Annotated in this window: 23 protein-coding genes and 1 tRNA gene; 13 read left to right on the top strand and 11 right to left on the bottom strand. The window is 68.9% G+C overall.

Annotation, left to right across the window (positions count from 1 at the left end; genetic code table 11):
• Positions 1-30 precede the first annotated feature (30 nt).
• The 6 genes from NXI30_05925 (at position 31) to NXI30_05900 (ending at position 6,248) form a co-directional block, all read left to right on the top strand.
• Positions 31-1,044 carry an AAA family ATPase gene (locus NXI30_05925; protein MCR9093731.1) on the top strand — a complete coding sequence of 338 codons (1,014 nt, stop codon included), beginning with the start codon at positions 31-33 and terminating at the stop codon, positions 1,042-1,044.
• A 586-nt stretch (positions 1,045-1,630) separates the two neighbouring features.
• Entirely contained in the window at positions 1,631-2,002 is a 372-nt protein-coding gene (locus NXI30_05920; protein MCR9093730.1) for a hypothetical protein, read from the top strand.
• Positions 1,992-2,309: a hypothetical protein gene (locus tag NXI30_05915; GenBank protein ID MCR9093729.1), complete on the top strand. Its 318-nt coding sequence runs from the start codon at positions 1,992-1,994 to the stop codon at positions 2,307-2,309. Before NXI30_05920 ends, NXI30_05915 begins: the two co-directional genes overlap by 11 nt.
• Positions 2,310-2,544: 235 nt before the next feature.
• Entirely contained in the window at positions 2,545-3,873 is a 1,329-nt protein-coding gene (locus NXI30_05910) for a phage major capsid protein (GenBank protein MCR9093728.1), read from the top strand.
• A 390-nt stretch (positions 3,874-4,263) separates the two neighbouring features.
• Complete coding sequence (locus tag NXI30_05905) at positions 4,264-5,085, top strand: hypothetical protein (protein ID MCR9093727.1); 822 nt, start codon at positions 4,264-4,266, stop codon at positions 5,083-5,085.
• A complete protein-coding gene (locus NXI30_05900; GenBank protein ID MCR9093726.1) occupies positions 5,082-6,248 on the top strand; it encodes a site-specific integrase in 1,167 nt (388 codons plus the stop codon). Before NXI30_05905 ends, NXI30_05900 begins: the two co-directional genes overlap by 4 nt.
• Here NXI30_05900 and NXI30_05895 read toward each other — a convergent pair.
• The 3 genes from NXI30_05895 to NXI30_05885 all read right to left on the bottom strand — a co-directional run bounded on the left by NXI30_05895 (position 6,241) and on the right by NXI30_05885 (position 7,981).
• On the bottom strand, positions 6,241-6,957 hold the full coding sequence (locus NXI30_05895) for an HNH endonuclease (GenBank protein ID MCR9093725.1): 717 nt from the start codon (positions 6,955-6,957) through the stop codon (positions 6,241-6,243). The two genes, NXI30_05900 and NXI30_05895, sit on opposite strands and share 8 nt — an antisense overlap.
• A gap of 154 nt (positions 6,958-7,111) precedes the next feature.
• A complete protein-coding gene (locus NXI30_05890; GenBank protein MCR9093724.1) occupies positions 7,112-7,873 on the bottom strand; it encodes a hypothetical protein in 762 nt (253 codons plus the stop codon).
• 31 nt (positions 7,874-7,904) lie between these two features.
• A tRNA-Arg gene (locus NXI30_05885) sits at positions 7,905-7,981 on the bottom strand.
• Positions 7,982-8,067: 86 nt separating this feature from the next.
• On the opposite strand from NXI30_05885, the gene NXI30_05880 reads away from it, so the two are divergent.
• The 3 genes from NXI30_05880 (at position 8,068) to NXI30_05870 (ending at position 12,227) form a co-directional block, all read left to right on the top strand.
• On the top strand, positions 8,068-8,658 hold the full coding sequence (locus NXI30_05880; protein ID MCR9093723.1) for a cytochrome c: 591 nt from the start codon (positions 8,068-8,070) through the stop codon (positions 8,656-8,658).
• Entirely contained in the window at positions 8,655-9,887 is a 1,233-nt protein-coding gene (soxC, locus tag NXI30_05875; GenBank protein ID MCR9093722.1) for a sulfite dehydrogenase, read from the top strand. The genes NXI30_05880 and soxC overlap by 4 nt, the downstream gene beginning before the upstream one ends.
• A gap of 252 nt (positions 9,888-10,139) precedes the next feature.
• A complete protein-coding gene (locus NXI30_05870; GenBank protein MCR9093721.1) occupies positions 10,140-12,227 on the top strand; it encodes an EAL domain-containing protein in 2,088 nt (695 codons plus the stop codon).
• A gap of 40 nt (positions 12,228-12,267) precedes the next feature.
• Here NXI30_05870 and NXI30_05865 read toward each other — a convergent pair whose 3' ends face one another.
• From NXI30_05865 to NXI30_05855, 3 genes are read right to left on the bottom strand one after another with little or no spacing between them, the layout of a single operon-like run.
• Positions 12,268-13,038 carry a LysM peptidoglycan-binding domain-containing M23 family metallopeptidase gene (locus tag NXI30_05865; GenBank protein ID MCR9093720.1) on the bottom strand — a complete coding sequence of 257 codons (771 nt, stop codon included), beginning with the start codon at positions 13,036-13,038 and terminating at the stop codon, positions 12,268-12,270.
• Between the two features lie 40 nt (positions 13,039-13,078).
• Positions 13,079-13,468, bottom strand: a complete 390-nt coding sequence (locus tag NXI30_05860; GenBank protein MCR9093719.1) for a hypothetical protein — start codon at positions 13,466-13,468, stop codon at positions 13,079-13,081.
• Positions 13,465-14,316 (bottom strand): hypothetical protein, encoded by an 852-nt coding sequence (locus NXI30_05855; GenBank protein MCR9093718.1) that lies wholly within the window; start codon positions 14,314-14,316, stop codon positions 13,465-13,467. The genes NXI30_05860 and NXI30_05855 overlap by 4 nt, the downstream gene beginning before the upstream one ends.
• A 329-nt stretch (positions 14,317-14,645) precedes the next feature.
• Between NXI30_05855 and NXI30_05850 the strand changes: the two genes are divergently transcribed.
• Both NXI30_05850 and NXI30_05845 read left to right on the top strand, forming a co-directional pair.
• Entirely contained in the window at positions 14,646-15,812 is a 1,167-nt protein-coding gene (locus NXI30_05850) for a hypothetical protein (GenBank protein ID MCR9093717.1), read from the top strand.
• The gene (locus NXI30_05845; GenBank protein ID MCR9093716.1) at positions 15,809-17,080 is read left to right on the top strand and encodes an aminotransferase class V-fold PLP-dependent enzyme; all 1,272 of its coding nucleotides are present in this window, start codon (positions 15,809-15,811) and stop codon (positions 17,078-17,080) included. The genes NXI30_05850 and NXI30_05845 overlap by 4 nt, the downstream gene beginning before the upstream one ends.
• A gap of 10 nt (positions 17,081-17,090) precedes the next feature.
• On the opposite strand, the gene NXI30_05840 is transcribed toward NXI30_05845, so the two are convergent.
• From NXI30_05840 to NXI30_05830, 3 genes are all read right to left on the bottom strand, one after another.
• On the bottom strand, positions 17,091-18,848 hold the full coding sequence (locus NXI30_05840; GenBank protein ID MCR9093715.1) for an integrin alpha: 1,758 nt from the start codon (positions 18,846-18,848) through the stop codon (positions 17,091-17,093).
• 60 nt (positions 18,849-18,908) lie between these two features.
• On the bottom strand, positions 18,909-19,949 hold the full coding sequence (gene gmd, locus NXI30_05835; GenBank protein ID MCR9093714.1) for a GDP-mannose 4,6-dehydratase: 1,041 nt from the start codon (positions 19,947-19,949) through the stop codon (positions 18,909-18,911).
• 185 nt (positions 19,950-20,134) lie between these two features.
• Entirely contained in the window at positions 20,135-20,818 is a 684-nt protein-coding gene (locus NXI30_05830; GenBank protein ID MCR9093713.1) for a 4'-phosphopantetheinyl transferase superfamily protein, read from the bottom strand.
• Positions 20,819-21,178: 360 nt separating this feature from the next.
• Here NXI30_05830 and NXI30_05825 point away from each other — a divergent pair, with 360 nt between their 5' ends.
• Positions 21,179-22,288: a hypothetical protein gene (locus NXI30_05825; GenBank protein ID MCR9093712.1), complete on the top strand. Its 1,110-nt coding sequence runs from the start codon at positions 21,179-21,181 to the stop codon at positions 22,286-22,288.
• 154 nt (positions 22,289-22,442) lie between these two features.
• Positions 22,443-23,753, top strand: a complete 1,311-nt coding sequence (locus NXI30_05820) for an aldo/keto reductase (GenBank protein MCR9093711.1) — start codon at positions 22,443-22,445, stop codon at positions 23,751-23,753.
• Positions 23,754-23,800: 47 nt separating this feature from the next.
• Here NXI30_05820 and NXI30_05815 read toward each other — a convergent pair whose 3' ends face one another.
• Together NXI30_05815 and NXI30_05810 are read right to left on the bottom strand one after the other, a co-directional pair.
• Positions 23,801-24,487: an EpsI family protein gene (locus NXI30_05815; GenBank protein MCR9093710.1), complete on the bottom strand. Its 687-nt coding sequence runs from the start codon at positions 24,485-24,487 to the stop codon at positions 23,801-23,803.
• A complete protein-coding gene (locus tag NXI30_05810; GenBank protein ID MCR9093709.1) occupies positions 24,484-25,338 on the bottom strand; it encodes a hypothetical protein in 855 nt (284 codons plus the stop codon). The genes NXI30_05815 and NXI30_05810 overlap by 4 nt, the downstream gene beginning before the upstream one ends.
• Positions 25,339-25,371: the final 33 nt, after the last annotated feature.

Genomic DNA, 25,371 nt, shown 5'->3' with positions numbered 1-25,371 from the left:
TGCGGAACGACGCCTTCGGCGTCACCAGCAGTGCTCGTCGCGCCGCCGCTCTCGACCACGCGCCTCGCCGACGTGACGCCGAGGGCCGTCCAGTGGCTTTGGCCAGGCCGCATCCCGCTCGGGAAGATCACGACGTTCGACGGCGACCCTGGGGTCGGAAAGTCGACCATCCTTGCAGACCTCGCCGCCCGAGTGTCGAGCGGTGCTTCGATGCCTGACGGCTCCCAGGGCTCGCAGGGCGACGTCATCATCATGACCGCAGAGGATGACCCCGACGACACGATTCGCCCGCGAGTCGAAGCGGCCGGCGCAGACCTCGAGCGCGTTCACGTCATCGACATGGACGATGGACTGCCCTCAGTCGTGGACGCGACGGACGAGCTCATCGCGACGATCGCCTACCTGCGCGCGCAGCTGTTGATCGTCGACCCGTTCGCGACGTTCGCCGGCACCTCGACCAGGACCAAGAACACACAGTCGACGGCGCAGGCTATGAGCCGGATCAAGCGAGCGGCCTCCGACACGGGCTGCGCGGTCGTTCTCGTGCGGCACCTCAACAAGGACGTGAAGAACGGCCGGGCGCTCTATCGCGGGACGGATTCGATCGCGATCATCGGGACTGCGCGCTCTGGCCTCGTCGCCGGCACCGACCCCGACGATGGCGATCGCCGAGTCCTCGCAGTCACGAAGTCGAATCTCGCGCCGCCCATGCAGACCCAGTCGCTCGGCTACCGAATCGCATCTGTCGAGGGGCCGGCGGGTGATACCTCACGAGTCGATTGGCTCGGGCGCGTCTCATGGGACGCGGACGAGATCATCGGCAGCGTCAATCGGCCGGTGCCGGCGCCCGCGCGCGAGAGCGCAACGGAGTGGTTGCGCCATCTAGTCGCGGAAGGCCCGGTGTTGTCAGCTGACGTCGAGGCAGCCGCCGAAGCCGCGGGGCATTCGATGCGAACGGTGAAGCGCGCGAAGGACGCGGCTGGCGTCGAGAGCAAGAAGCGCAGCGACGGGCGATGGCAGTACCAACGGAAGGGGGCGTCATGACGCGCGTGGCCCAGCTGGCACGGTTGGCACGCTCGCCTCTCGCCGGCCCTCCCAACCAGTCCAACCGTGCCACACGCTTATACCGTAACCCCCTGGAAATGTTGGATGAGGGACAACCGTGCCAGGGGGCGGTAGCGGGCCACCGCACATGCCAGCCGGACCCTCCCCCTCCCCCCATACGACCGGCGTCGAACCGCCCCCCCGCCGGCCCCATCAGATCCGGTACTCACTGGCGCACCGCCAGGCGCGCCCTCCTCGCCTTCGACCCCATGTGTCGAGAGTGCCGCCAGAAGCCAGCGACGCACGTCGAGTTCGCTGGCGGCGATGCGGTCGATCTGAGCGAGGTGATCGCGAGCCTCACGCCGCTGTGCGCTCCATGCCGCGCGGCCCGCGCCTCGCCTCGCGGCGAGTGCGTGTCTCCGACTTCGGTCCCCCGCGAATCGACGCGCGCGCTGATCGGACATCCGCCGCCACCGGGAGGGGCGGTCAAATCTCTACAGCCTGAGGGGACCGATACCGCGGGGGGTGGGGACGGAGAGATGGGGACGGGTTCAAAAGTCGAAGCGACACACGGGAGAAACACGCGATGACGATCATCTTCTCGATGCGAAAACTGGAGCGCGCACCGACGGCGCTGCTCCTGGAGACACTGGCGCGGCTGACTCCGTCAACTCTGCCGGTTCGCGAGCTCGAAAGGCAGCTCCGCGTGATGGGCGGTCTCGAGAGCGGCCCTACAGACGGTCTCGTGGACCCGTTCGGGGTGGATCTTTCGCTCGACGTCGTCGAAACCGACGCCTTGCGGGCGACGCTCGAAGTGCTGCAGCTCGCGCGCCAGGAGATCCGAGGGAGGTACGGAACGGCGCAGTTCGCGCTGCTCTTCGTGCACCTGCTCGAGATCCACACCCACTGGGCGATCTTCGAGCACGTCGAGCGCGGGGAGCTCGGCTATGCGAATTGACGTCGATCTCGCGCGAGTAGAACGAGCCGGCATCTCGGCCCTCATCAGCTCGCTGACCGACTACCCGTCCGACGGAGATCTCTGCTCAGCGCTCGTCGACGTGCTCGAGCGTCGGGACCGGTCGATCACGAGCTTTGAACTCGACCTCGAGGGCGCTTCCGAGCGAGACATGAAGGCGATCTATTTCGCAGTCGAGCGTGCGGAGGCTTCGCTCATCGAAACGCCCGGGAACGTCTGGGCGATCTATCTCTGCAAGCTGCTGCAGCTTGAAATCGCCGCGGTCGGAATCGAGAGGTTCGCAAGTTGATTCCCCGCGATCCTGCAGTACGTTGGAATCACGATCGAGACGCGTATCCCCAGCGCGGAACGCCGACGACTCCGTCGCCGATCGAACCCCAACAGATAGAAAACGACTTCGCTCGAACGAGTATCCCCAGCGCGGAACTCCGGAGATCGAATCCTCAACGCAAGCGACGCTTGGCGATGGATTGCGGTGCTCTGTAGCTCCGTGTCGCGCCCGGCGTTGCTCGAAAGGGCAAACCATGTCCATGGTTCAGATCGCACAGGAAGCCAAGCGCCTCAGGGCGGAACGAATGGAGCTGATCGAGTCCGCTCGCGAGATCCTCGACCGAGCGGAGAGTGAACAGCGAAAGCTCTCAGCCGACGAAGAGCAGCGCTACGAACACGTGACACAGGCCGCCGAGGGGATGATGACGACGATCGAGCGCCTCGAGTCAGCCACTCGAGATAGCCTCCTCGGCGCGCTCGACCGAACCCCTCGGTCAAACGAGCTCGAGGACCGTGGCGGCGTCGTGTACCGCGACATGAACGGCAACCAAGTCCGGAGCCTGGCGCCGTCGGAGCGGCTCTCGGACGTTTGCGAACCGAACCTGCCGGACGGTATCCGGCCGTCGGATCTCGATTTCGGTCGCTATCTGCGAGGTCTCGTCACGGGGAACTGGCATGGCGCCGAGGCCGAGGAGCGCGCCATGACGGTCAGCGTCGACGCAGCTGGCGGTCACCTCGTGCCGGAGCCCCTGTCCAATGCCGTGATCGATCTCTCGCGAAACGAGAGCCAGGTCCTTCGAGCCGGAGCGCGAACCCTTCCGATGGAATCGTCGACGCTCAAGCTCGCCGCTGTCACGGCGGACGCGACGTCCGAGTGGCACGCGGAGAACGCACCGATCACCGCCTCGGACGTCGCGTTCGGGCCGAAGACACTGACGGCCAAGACGCTCGTGGCTATGACGCCGATGAGTGTCGAGCTGATCGAGGACTCGCCGAACGCTGGCGACGTCGTGCAGCGTTCGCTGTCCGAGTCTCTCGGGCTCGCGCTAGACCTCGGACTCCTTCGCGGCTCGGGCTCGGGCGCCGAGATGCTGGGGATCCGGGGAACGACCGGGGTCCAGATCCTCGACCTCGGCACGAACGGCGCAGCGATCGATCTCGACGACTTCAGCCAAGCCGCAGAGATGGTCCGATCGGCGAACGGCCGAGGGCAGATCTCGGCAATCTACGCTCCGCGAACGTGGGGGCAGATCGATCGCCAGAAGGATGGGAATGGACGCTACCTATCGAATGCTGGCCCGGAGAGCTGGCAGCAGATGCGGCGCTTCTCGTCGGGCCAGGTGCCGATCGATCTGACGCACGGCACGGAGACGGCCGCGTCAGAGGCGTACGTGGGTGTCTTCAACGAGGTCCTCGTCGGGATGCGCACCCGCCTCACGATCGAGATCTCGCGCGAGGCAACCGACGCCGCGTCGGGGCTGGGATTCTCGACGCTGAGCGTCCTGATCCGCGCCTACCTCCGCGCAGACATGATCATCGCTCGGCCCAGCCACATGGTGGTGATCGACGGTATCGCTCCGTAGCCTCTGCTCGAGGCTCGGACGTTCGAGTCGGCTCGCGTCGCAGTCTACCGCCGCGCCGCGCGCCGGCTCCGCGAAGTTGCCGCCGGTGGCGCGAGGAGCACGACACCAAAGCGAGGCCCGCGCCAAAGCAACACGCGCTCGTCCTTTATGAATGAAAGTTGCAGGAATTCATAGGAGTTCGTATTGTCTCCCAAGGGTGGAAAACGACCGGGGGCGGGCCGCAAGCCCATCCCCTCTGACCAGCGCCGCGACCGGCGCATCATGATCTCGCTGACGGAATCAGAGGCGAGAGAGCTCGCAGATCTCGCGGGCGACACGGCTCCCGCGGCCTACGTCGCGGACCTGTTGCGACGGCACCTGCGGAGGATGCGGCGCTAGGAAGGGGAATCCATGCGAACGGACTGCCATGTGATCAAGCTCGAGCTCGGCGTGGAAGAACGCGACACGATCGACCGGTCGTCGCCGGTTGAGTGGCTCGAGGCCCGAGCTCGAAGACGCATGGCGCTCGCTCGCGCGTTCCTCGCGGAGGATGACTGGCTGTGCGACCAGGTCCGCGCCCTCCTGGCCGACGCCGACGCACTTCGCTCGGCTGCGGGAATCACCGCCGACGGCGGCACGGTCGAGTTCATCGTGGCCGGGGACCCGCAGTCTGTCGCACTACTCCGGGCGCAGATCGCAAACCGCGCACACGGTCTCGCGAGCCTCGAGAACCGTCCGGACTGCAGAATCGCCTCCGAGATCATCGACGAGCTCGACTGGATGCTCGTCGACGACATGACGGCGGATCATCGCTGTGCAGACGACAGTCTTCACGAGCTCGAGCTCCATTTCGGAGTGCCGTCTGACCACGAGGAACCCGGCGCGGCGACTGCTGCCGATCTCATCTCGTTTGCGACGTCACGGCTGGCCCTCGCTGTGCGCGTCCGGGCGGCAGACATCAATCACGACGAGGCCGACTACCTGCTCGACGACGTCGAGGCGCTCCAGGCCGCTGCGTTCGATGCGTGCCATGGGCAGCGAGTCCGCATCCGCTACAGCACCTCCACGGAGGAGCGCCATCGCGACCACGCTCGCGTGATGTGGATTCTGTGCGAACACGTCGCGCGAGGCGACTTCGAGATGGTCTCCGAAGACGTCATCCGAGACTTTCAGTTCGCGGCCGTGGAGTCACTCGAGGCGATGGCGGACGCGCGGGGCGAGGTTTCCGCTTGAGCCGTCGTTCCGGTCAGATCCGGCGCCGCGGCGACCAGAAGTGGCTCGTGACGATCTACCTCGGAACCCATCCTGACACCGGAAAGCGGATCTACGAGTCGAAGACAGTTCATGGGACGAAGGCGGTCGCCGAGAAGGCTCTCCGGCAGCTGCTGACGCAGCGCGACCTTGGCGAGCTGCATACGCCGTCGCGGCTGCCGCTCAGCGAGTACCTCGATCGATGGATCTCGGACGCGGTCGAGGACAGGGTTAGGCCCCGGACCCTCCAGGACTACCAGCGTTTCCTCGAGCCGGTTCGCGCGACGCTCGGCGCGCGCCCGCTCAACCAGGTCACGCCGATCGACGTCCAACAGCTTCTGAAGGGACTTCCGAGCGCGCACGGTGCCCGGCGCACTCACGCCGTCCTGCGAGCGGCCCTCCGACAGGCGGTCAGGTGGGGATACATCGCGACGAGTCCGGTCGACGGGGTCCAGGCGCCCCGGGAGTCTCGAACCGAGATGCTGGCCCTCTCAGCAGCGCAGGCGCGAGCATTCCGCGAGGCCGCCAAGTCGGTCCCCCGCGGCTTCGTGTTCGTCTTTTCCATGGCGACCGGCATGCGTCCCGGCGAGGTCCAGGGGCTTCGCTGGGACGACTGCGACCTCGAAGCCGGCGTCGTCTGCGTTGAGCGGTCGCTGGCCTGGATCGACGGGAAGCCCGACAAGCGGACCGGGAAGCGTGGGAAGATATGGAAGCTTGGCGAGCCGAAGACGCGGCTCAGCCGCCGCAGGATCCCCCTACCCGCTTCGATCGCCGCAGATCTGCGCGGCTGGCGCCGGGCGCAGCTCGCGTGGCGCCTGAAGCTGAAGCGGGCCTACAACGACCACGGCTTCGTGTTCGCGGGCGAGCTCGGCGAGCCGATCCGGAACTCGAACCTCTCGCGTCGGGTCCTGAAACCGATTCTGAAGGCCGCCGAGCTTCCCGAGGACCTGAAGAAGCGATTCCGCTGGTACGACTGCCGCCACACGTGCGCGACGCTGCTGCTGGAATCGGGCGTCAACCCGAAGATCGTCTCAGAGCGACTCGGGCACTCAACAGTCGCCTTTACCCTCGACCGGTACGCCCACGTGCTTCCCGGCCAGCAGGAAGAAGCTTCAGCGGCGCTGGAAGCTGCTCTCACTAGCTAGTCTCGCGCTGCTCCCGCCGTCGCGCCTCCGCGACTTCTTCGTTGAGCGTGATCCCGATGAACGTCTTCGCGCTGTAGAAGTGCAGGAACCAGATCGATGCCTCACTGTGGTCGGGAACAACCACGAATCTGTAGCCAAAGGCCCCCTTAGCAAGGCTCATGAGCGGCGCGCTCGTGATCTCTTCGCGGAGCGACATCCAAGGCTCCTCTTCGCCAAGAACCACGTCGGCGACCTCACCAGCCATCCAGCAGTTCACAGTCAGCTCCGGGGGCAGCACCTGCCCGATATGGTGCGCCCAAAGCCCCTGAACGGTGCGGCGGACAACGTGCAGGATTCGGCCTCGGTCGATACCGACCTGAAACCGCTCGCCGAGGACGACGCCTTCCGGGGAGAGCACCTCAACGCGCTCCGCATCCCGGATCAGCCCTCGAGCCGGCCCGAACCCGCGGCGAGCGTTGCGGCGGGCGACCTCGAACAGAGCCACGCCGTAGGGTGTCGAGCCGACGTCCTCATCGAGAGCTAGGCAGTCACGCACGTATTCGATGTCGTGTGCGTAGCTCTGATTGCAGGCCCGGCAGGAATCCACGATCGGAAGATCCCCACGCAGCGCGGATGGGAAGAGTCCTCTCGGCGGGACATGGTCTCGCGTGACCATTCCGCTGTGGCCGCAGTAGACGCATCGGCCGACGTGCCTCTTCTGCTTCCCCATATGCTCCTCCCCAGCCGATCTCCGACGCCGCTGCGATCGGCGCGACCGGCCGACGTGGCGAGCCGAGAGCCTGTGTGGCCGCCATGGCTACGTCGTCGAGCGAAAACCGGCTAGCGCCGCAGACAGGTCGAAGCCGTCTTTCGTGACCGCAAGATCAGAGCACGATCCCAGCGGGCAGCTCTGGAACGCGCTCGATCGCCGCAAGGATGCGCTGCAGCAGTTCGCTGGCGAAGGCCGGGCCGTGTTGCATCCCGAGAGTTACCGCTGATGCGACAGCGGATCGTTTCAGATCGATCCAGCCCAGCCTTTGGGTCGACCCCTTCAGGAAGTCGATCTCCTTTCGGAGATCGTCGATCGCACTCTGAGACTCGGCGAACCGTTCCTCGAAGTCGCTTTGAATCGCATCAAGGTCCTTGGCGAATGCAATTCGCGCGTCCACCCCAAGAAGCTCGTTCGGACCTTCGGAACCTGCGGAGGCCTCGATCGCTAGCTGAACCCCTTCCCAGAGATTCGGAGACTCCTTCTCCACCTTGATCGCGGTAAGCCAATCCTCCGTCGCGAAATGCACCTGCGTCTCGCGATCGGGCGGCGAACCGAAGTTGGTCCGCTCACGATGGGATGGCGACCATTCACAGGGGTAGGTCCAGCACCCCTCCTCGTCGATTCCGCGCCCGAAGGAGAAATACCCTTCCGTCGGCCCGTGACGCATCCGAGTGCACCGGTGTCGGAAGGTCGGCATCTCTGTCCCCCCGCCGCCGTGAAGGACGTAGGTCTCCATCTCGAAGTCGGCCGGATCGAGCCCGAGCTCGACAGCACGCTCGTAGATGAGATTGAGGAACATTCGCGAGAGCCGATAGTCTGTTCCCGATTCCGCGAGCTTTCGCAGACTATCCGCCAACTCGGGCAGCTGGGACATCGAGAAGCTCCTCCTAAGGTGTTGGATTTCCTGGCGCCCCCGGCAGGACTCGAACCTGCGACGCACGGTTTAGGAAACCGACGCTCTATCCATCTGAGCTACGGGGGCGCGCGGCGTCGATCGAACGCCGAAGCCCGAGGCTAGCAGAGAGCCCGCCGCATCAGGCGGAAACGCCGCTGCGCTAGCGTCGAACCGTGATTCGGATCGTGTCGCCCCTGACCGCCTCGACGCTCGTCGTCCTGCTGCTCGCCTGCAGCGGACTCCACGCGAACGACCCCGCGACCCCTGCCCAACCCACTCGCTTCGACCTCGGCCGCCCCGCGACCCACGCCGACATCGCCCGCCTCGACATCGACGTCCGCCCCGACGGCACGGGCCTGCCCGACGGAGGCGGCACCGCCGACGAAGGCCGCGCGCTCTACGAAGCGAAGTGTCGCCACTGCCACGGCGAGGACGGACGCGGCACGCCCTTCGATCGCCTCACGGGCCGGGTCGAGGGCGACGCCTTCCCCTTCGGCGAGGACCCGCGCGCGCCGCGCTCGATCGGGAGCTACTGGCCGTATGCGACGACGGTCTTCGACTACACGCGACGCGCGATGCCCCTCGAGCGGCCGGGCTCGCTCTCCGACGACGAGGTCTACGCGCTGACCGCCTACCTCCTCCATCTGAACGATCTGTGGCCCGCGGAGGCGCGGCTCGATCGCGACGCGCTCCCGAAGATCGAGATGCCGGCACGGGATCGCTTCGTGCCGGACGACCGGCGCGGCGGGAAGGAGATCCGATGAGCGACGAACCGCGGACGCCGAAGGATCCGACGCGACGGCGCGTGCTGGCGGCGCTGGCGGGCGCAGGAGGCCTCGCGCTGACCGGTCGCGCGGGCGCCGACGATTCGCCGACCGCGGACCCGACGAAGATCCCGGGCCGACCGCCCTCTTCCCTCGGCGGACGTTCTCCTCACGCCAGGCTCGAGCGCCTCTCGGCGTTCGGTTCGATCTCCGGAACGCCACTCCAGGATCTCCACGGCACGATCACGCCCTCGGACCTCCACTTCGAACGCCATCACGCCGGCATCCCCGCGATCGACCCCGCACACCACGAGCTCCTGATCCACGGGATGGTCGAGCGGCCCCTCAAATTCTCCACCGCCGATCTCCTCCGCTTCCCGGCCGTCTCGCGGATCGCGTTTCTCGAGTGCTCGGGCAACCTTCGCGTCGACGCGGGCGAAGAGACGACGCCGCAGTTCCTCTGCGGCCTCACGAGTCAGAGCGAGTGGACCGGCGTGGCGCTGGTAACGCTGCTTCGGGAGGCCGGCGTGAAGCCCGGAGCGAAGTGGCTCCTGGCCGAGGGGTCGGACGCGGCCGTGATGACCCGCTCGATCCCGATCGAGAAGGCTCAGGACGACTCGATCGTGGCCTACGCGCAGAACGGCGAGCCGCTCCGGCCGGCCCAGGGATTCCCGATCCGGCTCTTCAACCCGGGATGGGAGGGGAACTCGAGCGTCAAGTGGCTCCGACGCATCGAAGTGTCGGACCGGCCCTTCATGACCCGCGAGGAGACGTCGAAGTACACCGAGCCGATCGGGAACGGACGGGTCCGCCAGTTCAGCTTCACGATGGACGCGCGGTCGGTCATCACGACGCCCACCTACCCGGCGGTGCTCGAGCGCGGCTGGCACGAGCTGCGCGGGATCGCCTGGAGCGGCCGCGGCCGGATCACGCGCGTGGAGGTCTCCCTCGACGGCGGCAAGCGGTGGCAGGCGGCGAGGCTCGCGGGGCCGGTGCTTCCGAAGGCACACACGCGATTCACCCTGCCCTTCCGGTTCGACGGCGCGCCGATGGAGCTCTCGAGTCGCGCGATCGACGAGACCGGGTACGTCCAGCCGACGGTTCGGCAGCTCCTCGATGCCCGCGGGCCCGGCGCCGCGCTCTACCACCTGAACCCGATCGTCGGCTGGGCGGTCGAGGGCGACGGACGCGTGCTCTACAAGCCGCTCGCCTGGCGCGCGCCGTCTTGACCGATCGGCATCCCACGCGCAGGACTTCGGCAACTGCGTTTCTGAATGGAAGCGTCGCGCCACCGTTCAGGAGCGATCCGTCCCGGCCAGTCTAGATTCTTCTCCCGATCTTCCTCGCGGATATACAGCTAGCCGCCTGGATGATCCGATAAGCCCACGCAGGAACGCCGCCCGTCGAGCGACGGGTGCGACTTTCCGTCCTGTACGGACGCGAGCCCTCCGGGCGCGTGCGCGGGATGCGTGGGAGAGGGAATGCCCGAAGAGCGGCAAATCGACGTCGCGATCTGGAGTGCGACCGACGACGAGCGCGTCGCGGAGATCGTCCGCCACCTGGAAGCCGGCGGACTCCACGTGTACGACCTCGCGCGCTCGCGACTCGACCCGATGGTCGTGCTCCTCCTGCCCGGTGCAGGCGGCCTCGAGTTCGCGGCCACCTGCGAGCAGATCGTCGAGACGTTTCCCGGTGCGCCCGCCATCGTGCTGCACACCCCGCAGAGCGAGAACGCGCATCCCTGCGTCGACCATCACGTCTTCGAGCTCCTCCCGGCGTCGATCGACTTCGCACGGGTCGCCGACCACGTCCGCGCCGTGCTCGCGCGCTGGCAGCGGTTCGAGGAGCTCAAGAGCCAGGCCACGACGCTCCAGCAGCTCGAGTCGACGATGGACCTCGTCTACTTCGACTTCCGACCGGACACCGGCACCTTCTGTCCGTCGCCCCAGCTCCAGCGCCTGATCGGCTACGACGACGACGGCGACACGATGGCGCCGACGCCGCTCCTCGACTGCATCCACACCGACGACCGCGCGCTCTTCGCCGGCACGCTCTTCGAGGCGGCCCGGTCGAGCACCCCCTTCTGCGTCCAGATCCGGCTGACCGACGTGAACGGAAAGCAGCGGCATTTCCGTACGCGTGGCAGGGCTTTCGGAGCGATCCATGAAGGAAGTTCTTCGCGCGTCTTCGGCGTGTGCGAGGACACGACCGACCACATGCAGCGGCTCGCCGAGGCCGAGGCGCGGAGTCGCATCGACGAGCTGACGGGACTCGGCAACCGCCGCCACTTCGACGATTGCCTGGCCAACGCGCTCGCCCGAGCCAAGCGCGAACGCGAGCAGCTGGCCCTCCTCTACATCGATCTCGACCGCTTCAAGCTGATCAACGACACCCTCGGACACGATGCGGGCGACCAGCTCCTTCGCGTGGTCTCCGCGCGGCTCTCGGACTCCGTCCGCGCCCATGACGTGGTCTGTCTCGATCACGACGGCAGCGCAAACCAGGAAGGCCTGGTCTCCCGACTCGGCGGCGACGAGTTCACCGTCCTGCTCTCGGGCATCCACGGCCCCGCCGATGCGGAGCGCGTCGCCGCACGAATGTTATCGGCGATGCAGCAGCCCGTGGATCTGCTGGGCCAGACCCTCACCCCCTCTGCCTCCGCGGGCATCGCGGTCTATCCGGGCGACGGTCAGACCCCCGACGATCTCCGCAAGCGGGCCGATGCCGCGCTCTACGCGGCCAAGGGCAACGGCGGCGGCTTTCGTTTCTTCACCCAGTCGATGGAAGACGGCGCGATCCGACGCCTCTCCCTCGAGAACGAGCTCCGCGCCGCCCTCGACCGCGAAGAGATCGAGCTCCATTATCAGCCGCGGGTCGACTACCGAACGGACCGGATCGTGGGCGCGGAGGCCCTCCTCCGCTGGTCCTCGCCGACGCTCGGCCGGGTCTCGCCGGACGAGGTCCTGCGCATCGCCGAGGACACGGGCTTCATCACGAGCCTCGGTCGATGGACGCTCATGCGAGCCTGCCAGGAAGGCGCGATGTGGCTCGCGAGCTGCGACGAGCCCATCCGCCTCTCCGTCAACGTCTCGCCGCTCCAGTTCGAGCAGGACGACGTCTTCACGGCCGTCGTCGACGCCCTGAAGCACGCCGGCCTTCCGCCGCAGCTCCTCGACCTCGAGATCACCGAGAGTCTCCTGCTCCGGGACGACGACACGACGGCCTCGAGCCTCGAAGAGCTGCGCCGCATGGGCGTCCGAATCGTCCTCGACGACTTCGGCAAGGGCTACTCGGCCCTCGCCGTCCTGATGAGCCAGCCGATCGACGTGCTGAAGCTCGACCGTCGCCTCGTCGACACGATCGCGCCGGACGGCGAAGGCAGTCAGCTGCTCGCCAACGTGATCCGCATGGCGCAGGACCTCCACCTGCACCCCATCGCCGAAGGCGTGAGCCACGCCGACCAGGCCGAGTTCCTCGCTGCGCAGGGCTGCCACGAGATGCAGGGCTTCCACTTCTCCGGCGCGATCCCCGCGCAGGCCTTCCGGGAGAAGCTCGAAGCCGATCGCTAGGCGGGCCCCGGCGCGCGAGGCCAGCGCCGACCGCCCGGAGCTACGGCAGGTAGCCGAGCGGGTTCTGCTTGTTCCCCGCGCGCACGACCTCGAAGTGGAGGTGCGGCGCCGTCGAGCGTCCGGTCGAGCCGACCTCGGCGATCTTCTGGCCGCGCTCGACGAACTGACCGCTGCGCACGACGAGCTTGCTCGCGTGGGCGTAGAGCGTGCGGTAGCGACCCGCGTGCTTCACGATGACCACCTTGCCGTAGGCGCCCTTTCGTCCCGCGAAGGTCACGCGGCCGGCCTCGGCGGCGACGATCGGCGTGCCGGTCGGGGCCGAGATGTCGATGCCCTCGTGGTTGCGTCCCCAGCGACGTCCGAACTTGGAGCTGAGCTTCCCCTTGACCGGCCAGGCGAGCTCGAGACCCCGCTTCTCCTTGCGGCTCTTCTCGGCGCGACGACGCGCCTCCGCCGTGTTGCCCGAGAGTCGCGGCTCGCGATCGCGCTTCTTCGCCGAGACGTTGGGCGTCCGCTTGCCGCCCCCCTTCGGAATGAAGAGCCGTTGTCCGACACGGAGCTCGGTCACGTCGCGGATGCCGTTGACCCGCGCGATCTCCTTGGCGGGTACGCCGTAGCGCAGCCCGATCCGGTAGAGATTCTCGCCCCGAGCGACGTGATGGATCACGCCGGGGTTGCCATTCACGCCACCGGCGCAGCCGGTGGCCAACGCCAGGACGAGGGCAGCGGCCAGAACCAGAACGAGCGCGCGCCGCGCGACGAGGGGTGTCGCGGGACGGCACGGGCGCGCTCGAGGAGGCGATCCCATCATCTACGCTCGGGAGTCCGACGAGCCGGGCAGCGGCCCGGACTCAGTCCACCAGCAGCGGCTGGCCCGGCCGCGTGGGCGGCATCGCGCCCCAGTCGGAGGGCTCGCTACGCCGGCCGTCGAACCCGACGGCGCTGACCGCCAGGAATTCCGTCGGCTCGAAGGCGATCATCGCCGAGAAGAGCGTGTATCGGCCGACCGCATCGCCCTGGGGCTTCCCGACGTTCTCTTCCCGCGCGCCTTCGACCTGGCCCTCGGTCTCCGAAACCAGGATGACGAAGTGGCTGACGGTCTCGGGCTCGGCATGCGCCCAGGTGATCTGGTGGAGCTGCGACTGCGCGAACGCCGGCGTCGCGAGCGATAGAGTCGTCAGCAGCGAGATCAGGGCGGTGGCCAGGAGTACGCCCAGTCCACCGCGGATCATCGTGTTCATGTGTCCCCCCCGTCGACCGGACACGAGCGGTCGAACGCCGAAGAGCATACCGCTTCCCGGAGAGAAGGGCCGGAGCGGGCCGAATCGGTTCCGCCTTCCGCGCGCTCCCGGAACTCGACCTCGCCCAGCGGGGAGAAAGCCGTGATCTCGGCCAGGGGGTGGGCCGCGTGGACCCGACCGACCGCGTTCACGTAGCCCCGGACCGGATCGAAGCGCGCGGGACGAACGGCCACGCACCCGGAGCCGGCCCGAGCCTGGGGACGGCAGAAGCGATGCGTGCGGACCCCGAAGAGGCCTGCGCTCGGGACGAAGCCCGCGTGGGCCTCGGTGTTCATGTCGACGCGGATGTCGATCGCGGCCTTCGTCCGGATCGGCCCCAACCGGAGATGCTCGTGGACCCGCCCCGCGAATCCGGCACTGTGGACGTGGCCGGTCACGGGGTCGAGGGTCCACACGAAGTCGGTGAAGCTGCCCGCGACCGCGTCGGTGCCCGTCGAGCGGAGCTGTGCCTCCAGCTCGGGCGCCGGGACGCGGATCGAGACGCTCCGCGTCCCGGAGATCGGCTCGAGACGCGCGCGACGCGGCGCGCTCCACAGGCGGTCGAGGCTGCCCGGCTCGTCGGCAGGGGAGATCTCGAAGCGCACCTCGATCCAGCGGGCGCGGAGATCGCTCAGGTCGAGCGGCGTCGCGGTCGCGTCGCTCGCCGCGAACGCGATCGCGAGCAGGCCGATCACGAAGCCGCAGGCGATCCGGCGCGCGCGTCGAACGACCGCGATCTCCTCTTCGCGCAGGCAGGCCGAACGGCGAAGCGCCGCCGCCCGTCCGATCTTTCGTCCTCTCCGCCTCACGCCGCCTCCGGTGCGACCGATGGCCCGTTCCCGAGACGGAGGCGTTGCAAGGCAGGGACCGGACCCGGCCGGGCGAAACCCGATTGAGCACGCTCTCGCGCGCCCTGCCGGCCGCGCGCGGACACCAACCACCCAACATGGGTAAAACGACGGCTGAACTTGCGTCACTGCTGCCGGCCGCCGAGGCGCAGCGCCCCGCTCCGCCTCCCGCTATCCTCGCGCGCCGGCCGAGGGGCCTTCGCGCGCTGATGATCCCTCAGGCCCGCTCGCGCGCCGCCCGGCCACGATCCCACCACGAACCCCTGTCCGAGATCCGACGAGGAACCCCAATGTCTTCCTGCCGCGCCTATGCCATCACCGCCGACGCGATCGCCGCCGAGCGCGCCCGAGTGAACGACGACCTGTCCAGGATGGACATCACGAAGGTGATCGCCCTCGACACCCTCGAGCTCGCGAACGTCGGCCCGGGCGACGTCAAGTTCCGCACCCTCGCCGTCTCCGCCGAGCACAACCTGACCCACGCGGCGACCGCCGACACGGTCAACATCGCCGACCTGCGCGGCGGCAAGATCTACCCCGGCAATTCGGCCCTCGGCGAGGTGACCGAGGTCGGCGCGAACGTCACGAAGTTCAAGCCCGGCGACATCGTCATCACCCACTGCAACGGCGACCCCGACGCCTACGGCTACCCGCTCCGCATCTGGGCCTACGACCAGCCCGACTCGATCGGCTGGTACGCCGAGGAGTGCGTCGTCGGCGATTGGCAGCTGGTCCACGCCCCGCTCGACTGCGGCCTGAACCTCTGGGAGATCGCCGCCCTGCCCCTGCGCGCCCCGACCGCCTACCACATGTGGCGCCGCGCCGAGGGGATCCTGCGCGTGAAGCTGCCCGACGAACAGCTCGCGACCTTCAACGTCCTGGGCTTCGGCGGCGGCGTCTCCGAGCTCTTCCTGATGCTCGCGGCCCACCGCGGCCACAAGGCGTATTTCTGCTCGGGCTCCCCGGAGCGCCGCGCGGCCCTCGCGAAGTTCGGGATCATCGGCATCGACCAGAAGCAGTACAACCGCTTCGCCGATCGCGCGGACATCAAGGCCTTCGGCAAGGAAGTGAAGAGCCTGACCGACGGCGTCGGCATGCACATCGTGTGCGACCTGATGCGCGGCCCGTGCTTCGACGCCGGCATCACCGCCGCCTCCCGCCTGGGCGTGAACGTCTCGGCCGGCTGGCAGCTGAGCCGCGACTGCACCTACAACTCGGCGGGCGCCTCGGCCAAGCAGATCACGCTCGACCACACGCACTACGAGACGCCCACCGGCATCGACGCCGCCACGTCGCTCTACGGCTCGGTCTTCAAGCCGACCATCCACGACGAGATCTACGCCTTCGAAGACCTGCCGCGGGCGGTCGTCGAGATGGATCAGGCGATCCAGACGGGCATCCCGATCGTGCGCGTCGCCGAGGACATGCCGGCGGCGGTCCAGGGGCTGATCCCCTGAGCGGCGCGGAGGAAGACGCGGGCGTCCGCCTCCCCGAGAAGGGCGAGGCCTGGCCCGCCCTGCGCGAGCGCCTGATCGGCCTCGGCTCCGAAGACATCGACTGGCGGAGCAAGAAGAGCGCCGTCTACGTCTTCCACCCGGGCGAGGACGTACTCGAGGTCGCCAAGGAAGCCTACGCCCTCTACCAATCCGAGAATGCGCTCGGGCCGGCGGCCTTCCCGAGCCTGAAGCGGATGGAGACCGAGGTCATCGCGATGGCGATCGACCTGCTGAACGGCCCGGTCGAAGGCACGGGCAACATCACGAGCGGCGGAACCGAGAGCATCATCCTCGCGGTCAAGACCTGCCGCGACGAAGCCGCTTCCCGCGGCGTCGACGTGATCGGCGCGAACCTCGTGCTGCCCCGGACGGCCCATCTCGCCTTCGACAAGGCCGCTCACTATCTCGGCCTCGAGATCCGACGGGTGGACGTCGACAATGAATTCCTGGCGGACCCGGCGGCGATGGCCGAGGCGATGGACGACCGGACGCTCATGATCATGGGCTCGGCGCCCTGCTTCCCGTACGGGCTGGTCGATCCGATCCCGGCGCTGAGTGACCTGGCCCTCGAGCGGAACGTCTGGCTCCACGTCGACGCCTGCGTCGGCGGCTACCTGAACCCCTTTGCCGAGCGCGAGGGCGTCCTGCTCCCCGAATGGGACTTCCGGGTCGAGGGCGTCCGCACGATCTCCGCCGATCTCCACAAGTACGGCTACGCCGCCAAGGGCGCGTCGACGGTCCTCCACCGCTCCGCCGAGCAGCACGTCCACCAGACCTTCTCGAACTCGGACTGGCCGGCGGGCGCGATGACGACGCCGACCGTGGCGGGGACACGACCGGGAGGCGCGATCGCGTCGGCCTGGGCGGTCATGCACTATCTCGGCGTCGAAGGCTACCGCGAGCGGACCCGGCGGATCATCTCCGCCCGTGACCGGATCCTCGCCGGACTCGCCCCGCTCGGCCTTCGCGTCTACGGAGATCCTCGCCTCGCGCTGATCGCCTTCGGTCCCGCGGAAGGCGACGACCTGAACATCTTCGCCGTCTGGAAGTCGCTCCACGACCGCGGCTGGTTCAGCGGCGTCGTCGCGAACCCGAACGGGATCCACATGATGCTCTCGCCCTCGCACGAAGAGGTCGCGGACGAGTACCTGCGGGATCTGGGTGAAGCGGTGGCCGAGGCGCGCGGCGGCGCCGACGCCGGGCCGAACCCGCCCGTGCGATACGCCTAGCGCGTCCCGCCTAGGGAAGGTCGCGGATCAACGTCCCGCTCAACACCAGGACGTTCCCGGTATTCGCGTCCGCCGGCAGCAGGCCGTCGCCGAGCATCTCGTTGACGATCAGATCGTCGACGCCGTCGCCGTCGTAGTCGGCGGCATCGGCGCTGTAGCAGAGCACGTCGACCGCCTTCACGCCGTGGACCTCGCTGATCCGCACGTCCATGGGATCCGGCTGACGGCCCCAGCGCAGATCGATCACCGCCGGCCAGGGGCCGACCTGCCCGTGGATCACGTGGATCTTGCCCGCCTCGCTTCGCCCGTAGGGCGAACCGTGGGGTGAGGAGAAGGCGAGGTCCGGGAAGCCGTCGTCGTCGAAGTCGCCCTGGAGCCCCGTGTCCGAGGCGATGTCGAAGCGCTCCGGGCCGATGAACGTGGTCATGACCAGACCCGGCGGCGGGTTGTCGAGGTCGAAGGCCGGCGCCCCGCGGAGCGAGGCCGCATCGTAGAGGAGGTGACCGCTGCCCGAGCGGAGGCGGAATCCGCCCGTCGCGTCCCCGACGATGTCGCCCAGGAAGAGGTCCGCGTTCCCGTCCGCGTCGAAGTCGAGTCCGCCCAGGATCTCCTCGCCGAAGGCGATGTTGCGAACGCCGCCGCGCACCTCGCTCGTGTCGTCCGGCGCCGTGTCGAAGGCGAAGCTGAAGCCGGCGGGCCAGGCGCCCGCGAAGTTGTCGTCCCAGGCGATGTAGATCGCGCCATCGCGGACCCCGCCGGAGGCGACGGCGGAGCCGGCCGGCGCACCGAGCGCCGGGAAGCTCGCGCCCGCCCGCTCGATCGTCGCCGCCGCGATCACCTCGGCCCTTCCGTTTCCGTCGAGGTCCGCCAGCGCGCAGGTCGCCCCGACGTGGAACCCGGCGGCGCCGGTCGGCGCGCGGATCTGGGCGAGATGGCCAGGGAGCGCGGTCGCGAGGTCCACCAGGTCGACGGTCCCGCCGACGGCGAGATGGGGACCCCCGCGGATCAGGTAGACCGCCCCGCTGTCGGGCTCGCCGCCCGAATCCTCCTGGTCCGCGCCGACGAGCAGATCGGCGATGCCGTCGCCGGTCACGTCCCCGGTCCGGATCCAGATCCCGAATCGCCCGAGGGCCTCGCCCCCGACCAGGGTCGTGAGCGTGATCCCGGCGGGCGGGGCGACGGCCAGGTCGATCGGCGCGAGGCTCGCGGCCTGGGTCGCGACCCCAGGGCCGCCGATCAGGAGCGTGACCGCCCCGGCGCCGATCCGTCCGGGGTCCGGCGTGAAGTTCTGGCGCGCGATGATCAGCTCGGCCGCCCCGTCGCCGGTGACGTCGTCCATCCAGATCTCCGAGCCCGTCGTCTCGGCTTCGGCGGCGCCCTGGATCCGGAGGATCCGGGCGCTCGCCACGGCGGTGTCGACGATCCCGCCGATCGTCCCGTCGCCCAGGTGGAGGAAGACCTCGCCGGCGTTCGTCCGTCCATTCGGATCCGCCTGGAAGGCGGCCATCGCGACGTCGGCGTTCCCATCGCCATCGACGTCGTGGCCGCCGGTCACGGGGACGCCCGCGGAGCCCACGCCCTCCGACCCGTGCACGCGAAGCACACCCGCCGCACCCGGCGGAATCGTCGCCAGGTCGACGCTCCGCAGAGGCGCGGGCGCGGCGGCCCCGCCGCCGCCCGAGTCGCAGCCCCAGGCGAGCGCGATCAGGACGAGCAGCCAGAGGGTCAGGCCGCGAGATCGTCCCCCGCGGCCACGGGGAAAGTCCACGCAGCGCATGCCGAGAAGGTACCGGGAGGCACCGTCCGCGTCGCGCCGCCCGGGCGAGCGCTAGCCCTTCGCCGCGAGCTCCAGGTCCGCGTGCATCATCGTCTCGGCGAGGGCCTCGAAGCTGATGCGCGGCGTCCAGCCGAGCTTCTCCTTCGCCTTCGTCGGGTCGCCCAGCAGGAGGTCGACCTCGGCGGGGCGGTAGAAGCGGGGATCGACGTCGACGACGATCTCGCCCGTCGCGCGGTCACGCCCGACCTCGTCGGTGCCCTCGCCTTCCCACTCGATCTCGAGGTCGGCCGCCGCGGCCGCCGCGACCACGAACGCCCGCACGGAATGGGTCTCGCCGGTCGCGACGACATAGTCGTCCGGCTCGTCCTGCTGGAGCATGCGCCACATCGCTTCCACGTAGTCCCGCGCGTGCCCCCAGTCGCGCTTCGCGTCGAGGTTGCCGAGCGAGAGCCGCGCCTGGCGCCCGAGCTTCACGCGGGCGAGGCCGAGGGTGATCTTGCGGGTGACGAAGTTCTCGCCGCGCCGCTCGGACTCGTGATTGAAGAGGATGCCGTTGCTCGCGTGCATCCCGTAGGACTCGCGGTAGTTCCGGACGATCCAGTAGCCGTAGAGCTTGGCGACCGCGTAGGGCGAGCGCGGATGGAAGGGCGTCGTCTCGCTCTGCGGCGTCTCGACGACCTTGCCGTAGAGCTCGCTGGTGGAGGCCTGGTAGAAGCGGGCGTCGAGGCCATTGATCCGGATGCCCTCGAGGAGGCGGAGCACGCCCGTCCCGTCCACGTCCGCGGTGTACTCGGGCTGCTCGAAGGAGACCGCCACGTGGGACTGGGCCGCGAGGTTGTAGACCTCCGTCGGCCGCGTCTCCGCGAGGATGCGGTTCAGGCTGCTCGAGTCCCCGAGATCGCCGTAGTGGAGCGCGTAGGTCTGCCCCTTGGCGAGCGCCGCGTCACGGGTCTGCTCGATTCGCGACCGGTTGAACAGCGAGGTGCGCCGCGCGATCCCGTGCACCTCGTAGCCCTTCTCGAGGAGGAGCTCCGCGAGATAGGACCCGTCCTGGCCGGTAATGCCCGTGATCACTGCGACTTGCCGACTCATCGAAGCCCCGCTCTCCGGGCTCGCGCGGCTCCATGCGAAATGCATCGGGCCGGCCCGGACGGCGCCGAATCTAGCAGTCTTCCCCCGGCCAGCGCGGTCGCCCTCGGGGCCCGGGGAGGCCCTCGGCGCGATCGCGCTCCGGCGGAATCGGCCAGGCAAGCCCGGTCCCCGAAGGGATCAGACGCTCAGCGGACGGACGCCGCGTCCCCCGGCGCCCCGACCTCGTTCGCGCGCACCGCGAGCGTAGAGAGGATCCAGCCCTCCCGAAGCGCGACCCTGCCGCTCACCTGCCGCACGCCTGCCGATTCCGGGAGCGTCGCCCGGTAGCGCCCCGCGTCCAGATCGATCTCGACGAGGACGTCCTGGAAGCCCCAGAACTCACGGGTGCGCGGATAGAACGCCTTGTAGACCGCTTCCTTCACGCTGAACACGACCCGCACCCGACGCCCCACCGCTCCGTCGCCGCCGGCCCGCACCCACGCACGCTCCCCGTCGCGACAGACGACGCGCTCGATCTCGCGGTCGACGGCCTCGTCCGGCTCGAGATCCACGCCGATCCCCGCGAACTCGCTGGCCTGTCCGACCGCGGCCGCGCAGAGCGCGTCGGCATGCGAAATCGAGCCGACCAGCCCCTCCGGCCACTGCGGGACGCGATCCTCGCCGCGCAGCAACGCGAATTCCGGGTGATCGAACTCTGCGAGGAGCCTCCGTGCGAGGACGCGACCGGTCGAGAACTCCCGGCGGCGCTTGGCGACGGCGCTCGCGACGATCGCGCGCTCGTCCGGGAGGAGCGCGTCCTCGTGGTCGCCGACGGGCGCGACGGCAACACGCACGGTCGCGGGCAGGAGATCGTTCAGCAGGTGTTCCACCGAGGCCGAGCCTAGCCGAGCCCCTCGCTCTGCGTGGCGGCAGCCCGTGCGCAGGGTTTCGTGGGGCGGCCGCCCCTCGACCGGTCGCGCACAGGGCCGGCTGCTACGCTCGCGCCGCCCGACGCGGTTCGGGAGGTGTCCGTCCGGCCCGCGTGCGCGCCGACACTCGATTCGATCCCGCGAGGCGCAAGGGACCGACCGGGTCACCCCAAAAACCGAAAACCTGAGGTTCGACGGCCACCTGTGACCCGAGTCACGGACCGCGTACGGGTCACCTCCGATACCTGTTCAAGCCGGACGCGCGATGCCCGGAGGGCTTCCGAATCGCCCCTGAGCCGGCTGCACGAAGAGGATCTCAGCATGTTCCTTCGGTCTCGAGACATCGTTCGCGCTGGGAACGCCAGCGGCCTGGCGGTCGCGTTCCTGTTGGTCGCCTCGGTCGCGGAAGCGCGCCTCGAGAGCCTGCACTGGACCCACCCGCGTACGGATGCCACGGCCTTCGATGTTCGCGTGCAGCCTCTCGCGGGCGGCGCGGCGCAGGTCACCTCCCTCGGTCTCCCCACCCCGGACGGCCAGGGCGTCTTCGCGGCCGGCGTGGAAGTCGGCGATGGCGACGTCTCGATCTCGATGCGGGCGTACGGGCCGGGCGGAAGCGTCTCGGACTGGTCGAACGCCCAGGTTCGACTGGGCGATGGCACGCCTCCTCCGCCGCTGCCGCCGGACCCGCCGGCTCCCGAGGATCCGACCGTCGAGCCCGGAAGCGGCACCGAGATTCCGCCGACCGCCGGCGCAGCCGCGCGATTCGACTGGGACACCGACTCCTCCGGCACCGTCGTCCCCGGCTGGGTCGATACCGACGCCGACTTCAGTCTCGATGTCGACGACGCGCTCTTCCGTCTCGTCTGGAACAGCGGGAACCGGATGCTCACCACCTCGTCGACCGCCTCCGACATCCACTCGCATGCGGTCGCCGCGGGGAACATCCGCTCGAACTTCGAGGTCCGGGGACGGATGGCGATCGACCATCCCGACGCCGAGATCGGGATCACCACCTACAGCCAGTATCCGTCGAGCGATGCCTACTATCGGATCGGGCGCGCGGCGGGCGAGTCCTTCCGGTTCGTCGGTCGCCCCGGCGTGGCGTGTACCTCGGCCGACTCCGGCGTGGTCCCCGCAGCCGGTGACTGGCTCCGCTTCGAGATCGACGTCGTCGACGAGGTCAGCCACAACCGGATCCGCGCGAAGGTCTGGCGATTCGGCGAGTCCGAGCCGAGCGCGCCGCAGATCGAATGCGTCGACGCCAGCGCGAATCGACCGCGGCAGGGTACGATCGGCGTCTGGGCCGGCGGTCCGGGCTCGAAGTACTGGGATGATCTCGAGATCTTCCAGGGCGTCAGCTCCGGAGGTGGGAGCCCCGCGGAAGCGCCCCTTCCGCCGCTCCTCCTCCAGATCGAGCGCTTCGACCCGTAGTCGAAAACAGGAACTCCGGGCCACGAAAGCGGCACGACTCGAAGCCCCGCACCGTCCCGGTGCGGGGCTTCTTGCGTCGGCGAACGCAGTCGGGCCCCGCGATCGTTCCGCTCCGCCCTCCGACCGCCTACACTTCCCGTTCGAGGAGGTTCGTTTGAGACGCCGCCGCCCTGACGCCAGACCGATCGACGAAGGCACGCCGAACGAGGCCGGGTCCTCCGACTGGACGCGTCGCGATTTCCTTCGGGCCAGCGGTGCGCTCGGCACGACCCTGACCGCCGCCGGCCCCGCGGCCGCGAGCATGACGGCCCTCGACCCGCCCGAGACCGCCGGCATCCGTCGTCGGGTGGTCCTCGGTCGCACCGGAATCGAGGTCCCGGACATCAGCTTCGGCACGTTCAGCCTCGAATCCGACGAACGTCTGATCCACCACGCCCTCGATCGCGGCATCACCCATTTCGACACCGCCGAGAGCTACACGAACGGTCGAGCGGAACACGTCCTGGGGCGCGCCCTCCGCGGCCGCCGCGACCGCGTCACCCTGACCAGCAAGTTCGTCGCGGAGACGTCGCACTCGGCCGCGCAGCAGATGCGGGTGCTCGAGGAGAGCCTCCGCCGCCTCGAGACCGACTACATCGACATCTACATGAATCACGCGGTGAACGACGTCGCGCGCGTGGCCAGCGAGGAATGGCAGTCGTTCGTGACCCGTGCCAGGGAGCAGGGCAAGATCCGGGCCGTCGGCATGTCGGGACACGCCCAGCGGCTCACGGAGTGCATGGACTACGTGCTCGACGAGAAGCTCGTCGACGTCTTCCTCGTCGCCTACAACTTCGCCCAGCAGCCCAGCTTCAAGGACGAGGCCAAGCGCTACCTCAGCGAGTGGCTGCCCAGCCTCGACATCGTGACGAGTCAGAATCGCCTCCCGGAAGTGCTCCAGCGAGCGCACCGGGAGGGGGTGGGCGTCATGGTCATGAAGACGCTCAAGGGCGCGCGACTGAACGACATGCGCGATTTCGAGCGGCCCGGGCGGACGTTCTCCCAGGCCGCTTTCCGGTGGGTCCTCTCGGAGCCGTCCGTCCACGGCCTGGTCGTGTCGATGACCAGTCGCGAGATGATCGACGAATACGTCGAGGCCTCCGGCGCCGAGTCCCCCGACCGGGAGGACCTCGCCCTGCTCTCCCGCTACCTCCATCGGAATGCAGGGTCGAGCTGCCTGGTCGGATGCGGGGATTGCCTGTCGAGCTGCCCAGCCGGCGTGGCGATCGCCGACGTGATGCGGACACGGATGTACGCGCTCGACTACCAGCAGCCGGCCATCGCCGCGGACGAGTACGGCCGGTTGGAGCGGAACGGCGCGAGCTGCCTCTCGTGCAGCGGCGCCCCTTGTGCCACCGCGTGCCCGTCCGGCCTCGACATCGCCTCCCTGACGCGGGACACCCATACGCGGCTCAAGCGGGTCTGAGCCGCGACGCAACCCCCCTGGCCCCGGGCGCGTGCCTCGTGCTGCCCCTAGATCGCGCCCAGCGTTCTCGCGCTCTCGCTCCCGCCCTCGCGTGGCTGCGGCCAGACCTGATCGACCGAGGCCTCCACGGCCCGATCGATCCCGAACAGACGAAGCCGCGCCGCCGTCACGCCACCCTCGCCGATCGCCGTGCTCACGCGGATCAGCGCTCCATCGCCCCGGTTCTCCGTCATGCGACCGACCACGTGCGACAACCGGAGCCCCGTGACGGACGTGATGCCCGAAGCCGTCTTCGTCCGGTACCAGAAGTGAACGAGGCGCTGCTCGCCTCCGCGCTCGACGAGCAGCTCGCGCATCACGAGTCCTTCTTCTCCTCCGACGCGTTGCTGGACCGAATCGAGGATCTGCCATCCCTGAGCCGGGTAGCAGACGTCCGGCGTGTGCTCGGGGGCGCCTCCGCTCGACGTGTCGTAGTAGCCGATGTAGACGAAGACGTGATACCCGAGCGGGTGCTGATAGGCGCGCTGGAGGTTGTGGTCGGCGCCGAGGATCTCCGAAACGTCGTCGTCCATCTCAAGGTCGATCGAGATCCAGTCGTTCAGAATCCGGGGGAGCCGATCGAAGGACGTCGGGTCGTGCTCCGCGACGGGCCGCAGCAGGAAGGCCCACGAGACGATCGCGGTGAGACACAGGATCGAGATCAGGGCGATGGCTTCGCCTCGTCGTGCGTTCACTTCCCGCCCCCCTTTTCACGTTCGTCCCCGGACATCGCCCATGCCCGAAGAGAGAGGGCGACGCCCCCGACGACCACGACGATCCACCCCGTCTGCGTCAGGATCGCCTCGGTGACCCGGCTGTCGGCCCCGAGAGAGAGCGCAATCGTCGCCCCCGTCACGATGCAGAGCTGAAGCGGGATCCAGATCAGCGACCACAGGATCGCGCTCGCGACCGCGCGCTTCAGATCCGCCCCGTGCACGACGGCGCCGAAGAAGCCGAGTCCCGCCAGTCCGAAGCCGAGCGCCAGACCGCCGTCCGGCGCCAGCAGCAGCAGCTCGCTGGCCTCCGATCGAAGGATCGCGCCGCGGTCGATCGGCACCATCGAGACGTCCGGGACGAGCGCAGCGGCGATGCCCGCCCAGAAAATCTCGAGGCGCGGGCTCGCGACCCGCATCAGCATGGCCGGCAACGGAATCGTCCAGACGAGGAGCAGCGCCGTCCGCAGACCGATCCAGCCCGCGCCCCACGAGACGCCGAAGAGCGCCACGAGACCGCCGAGACGGCCGAGGCGCACCACGTCGCCTGCGACGGCCACGAGCTCGATCAGCAGACCGATTCCGAGTGCGGACCAGATCGCGAGGCGTGATCCGGTGCGAGGCCGGTCGGGGCCCCGCCGACGTTCGCAGCGGATCGCGACGTAGCAAAGCCAGGGGAAGACGAGCGCGGTGCGCGACCACGCATGGGTCGCGAGATGCCCGAACAGCTCGAGCAGCGCGGGCCAGAAGGCCACGACCAGACCGAGACCCACGACCCAGGGCGCTGCCGCGCGATCCCACAGAGCCGTCTCCGGCCCGACCTCCCGCTGCATCCCATCCGTCACGATCGGGTCGCCCGGAACGCG

It is taken from the genome of bacterium (assembly GCA_024742285.1).
Lineage (GTDB): Bacteria > Myxococcota_A > UBA9160 > UBA9160 > UBA4427 > UBA4427.
This window is presented reverse-complemented; position numbering and strand designations above follow the sequence as displayed.

What these genes read in the sequence shown, in the direction of transcription:
- NXI30_05920 (MCR9093730.1), top strand. Translation starts at nt 1,631, where the DNA reads ATGACGATCATCTTCTCGATGCGAAAACTGGAGCGCGCACCGACGGCG.
- NXI30_05915 (MCR9093729.1), top strand. Translation starts at nt 1,992, where the DNA reads ATGCGAATTGACGTCGATCTCGCGCGAGTAGAACGAGCCGGCATCTCG.
- NXI30_05910 (MCR9093728.1), top strand. Translation starts at nt 2,545, where the DNA reads ATGTCCATGGTTCAGATCGCACAGGAAGCCAAGCGCCTCAGGGCGGAA.
- NXI30_05905 (MCR9093727.1), top strand. Translation starts at nt 4,264, where the DNA reads ATGCGAACGGACTGCCATGTGATCAAGCTCGAGCTCGGCGTGGAAGAA.
- NXI30_05895 (MCR9093725.1), bottom strand. Translation starts at nt 6,957, where the DNA reads ATGGGGAAGCAGAAGAGGCACGTCGGCCGATGCGTCTACTGCGGCCAC.
- NXI30_05890 (MCR9093724.1), bottom strand. Translation starts at nt 7,873, where the DNA reads ATGTCCCAGCTGCCCGAGTTGGCGGATAGTCTGCGAAAGCTCGCGGAA.
- soxC (MCR9093722.1), top strand. Translation starts at nt 8,655, where the DNA reads ATGAGCGACGAACCGCGGACGCCGAAGGATCCGACGCGACGGCGCGTG.
- NXI30_05870 (MCR9093721.1), top strand. Translation starts at nt 10,140, where the DNA reads ATGCCCGAAGAGCGGCAAATCGACGTCGCGATCTGGAGTGCGACCGAC.
- NXI30_05865 (MCR9093720.1), bottom strand. Translation starts at nt 13,038, where the DNA reads ATGATGGGATCGCCTCCTCGAGCGCGCCCGTGCCGTCCCGCGACACCC.
- NXI30_05860 (MCR9093719.1), bottom strand. Translation starts at nt 13,468, where the DNA reads ATGAACACGATGATCCGCGGTGGACTGGGCGTACTCCTGGCCACCGCC.
- NXI30_05850 (MCR9093717.1), top strand. Translation starts at nt 14,646, where the DNA reads ATGTCTTCCTGCCGCGCCTATGCCATCACCGCCGACGCGATCGCCGCC.
- gmd (MCR9093714.1), bottom strand. Translation starts at nt 19,949, where the DNA reads ATGAGTCGGCAAGTCGCAGTGATCACGGGCATTACCGGCCAGGACGGG.
- NXI30_05825 (MCR9093712.1), top strand. Translation starts at nt 21,179, where the DNA reads ATGTTCCTTCGGTCTCGAGACATCGTTCGCGCTGGGAACGCCAGCGGC.
- NXI30_05810 (MCR9093709.1), bottom strand. Translation starts at nt 25,338, where the DNA reads ATGCAGCGGGAGGTCGGGCCGGAGACGGCTCTGTGGGATCGCGCGGCA.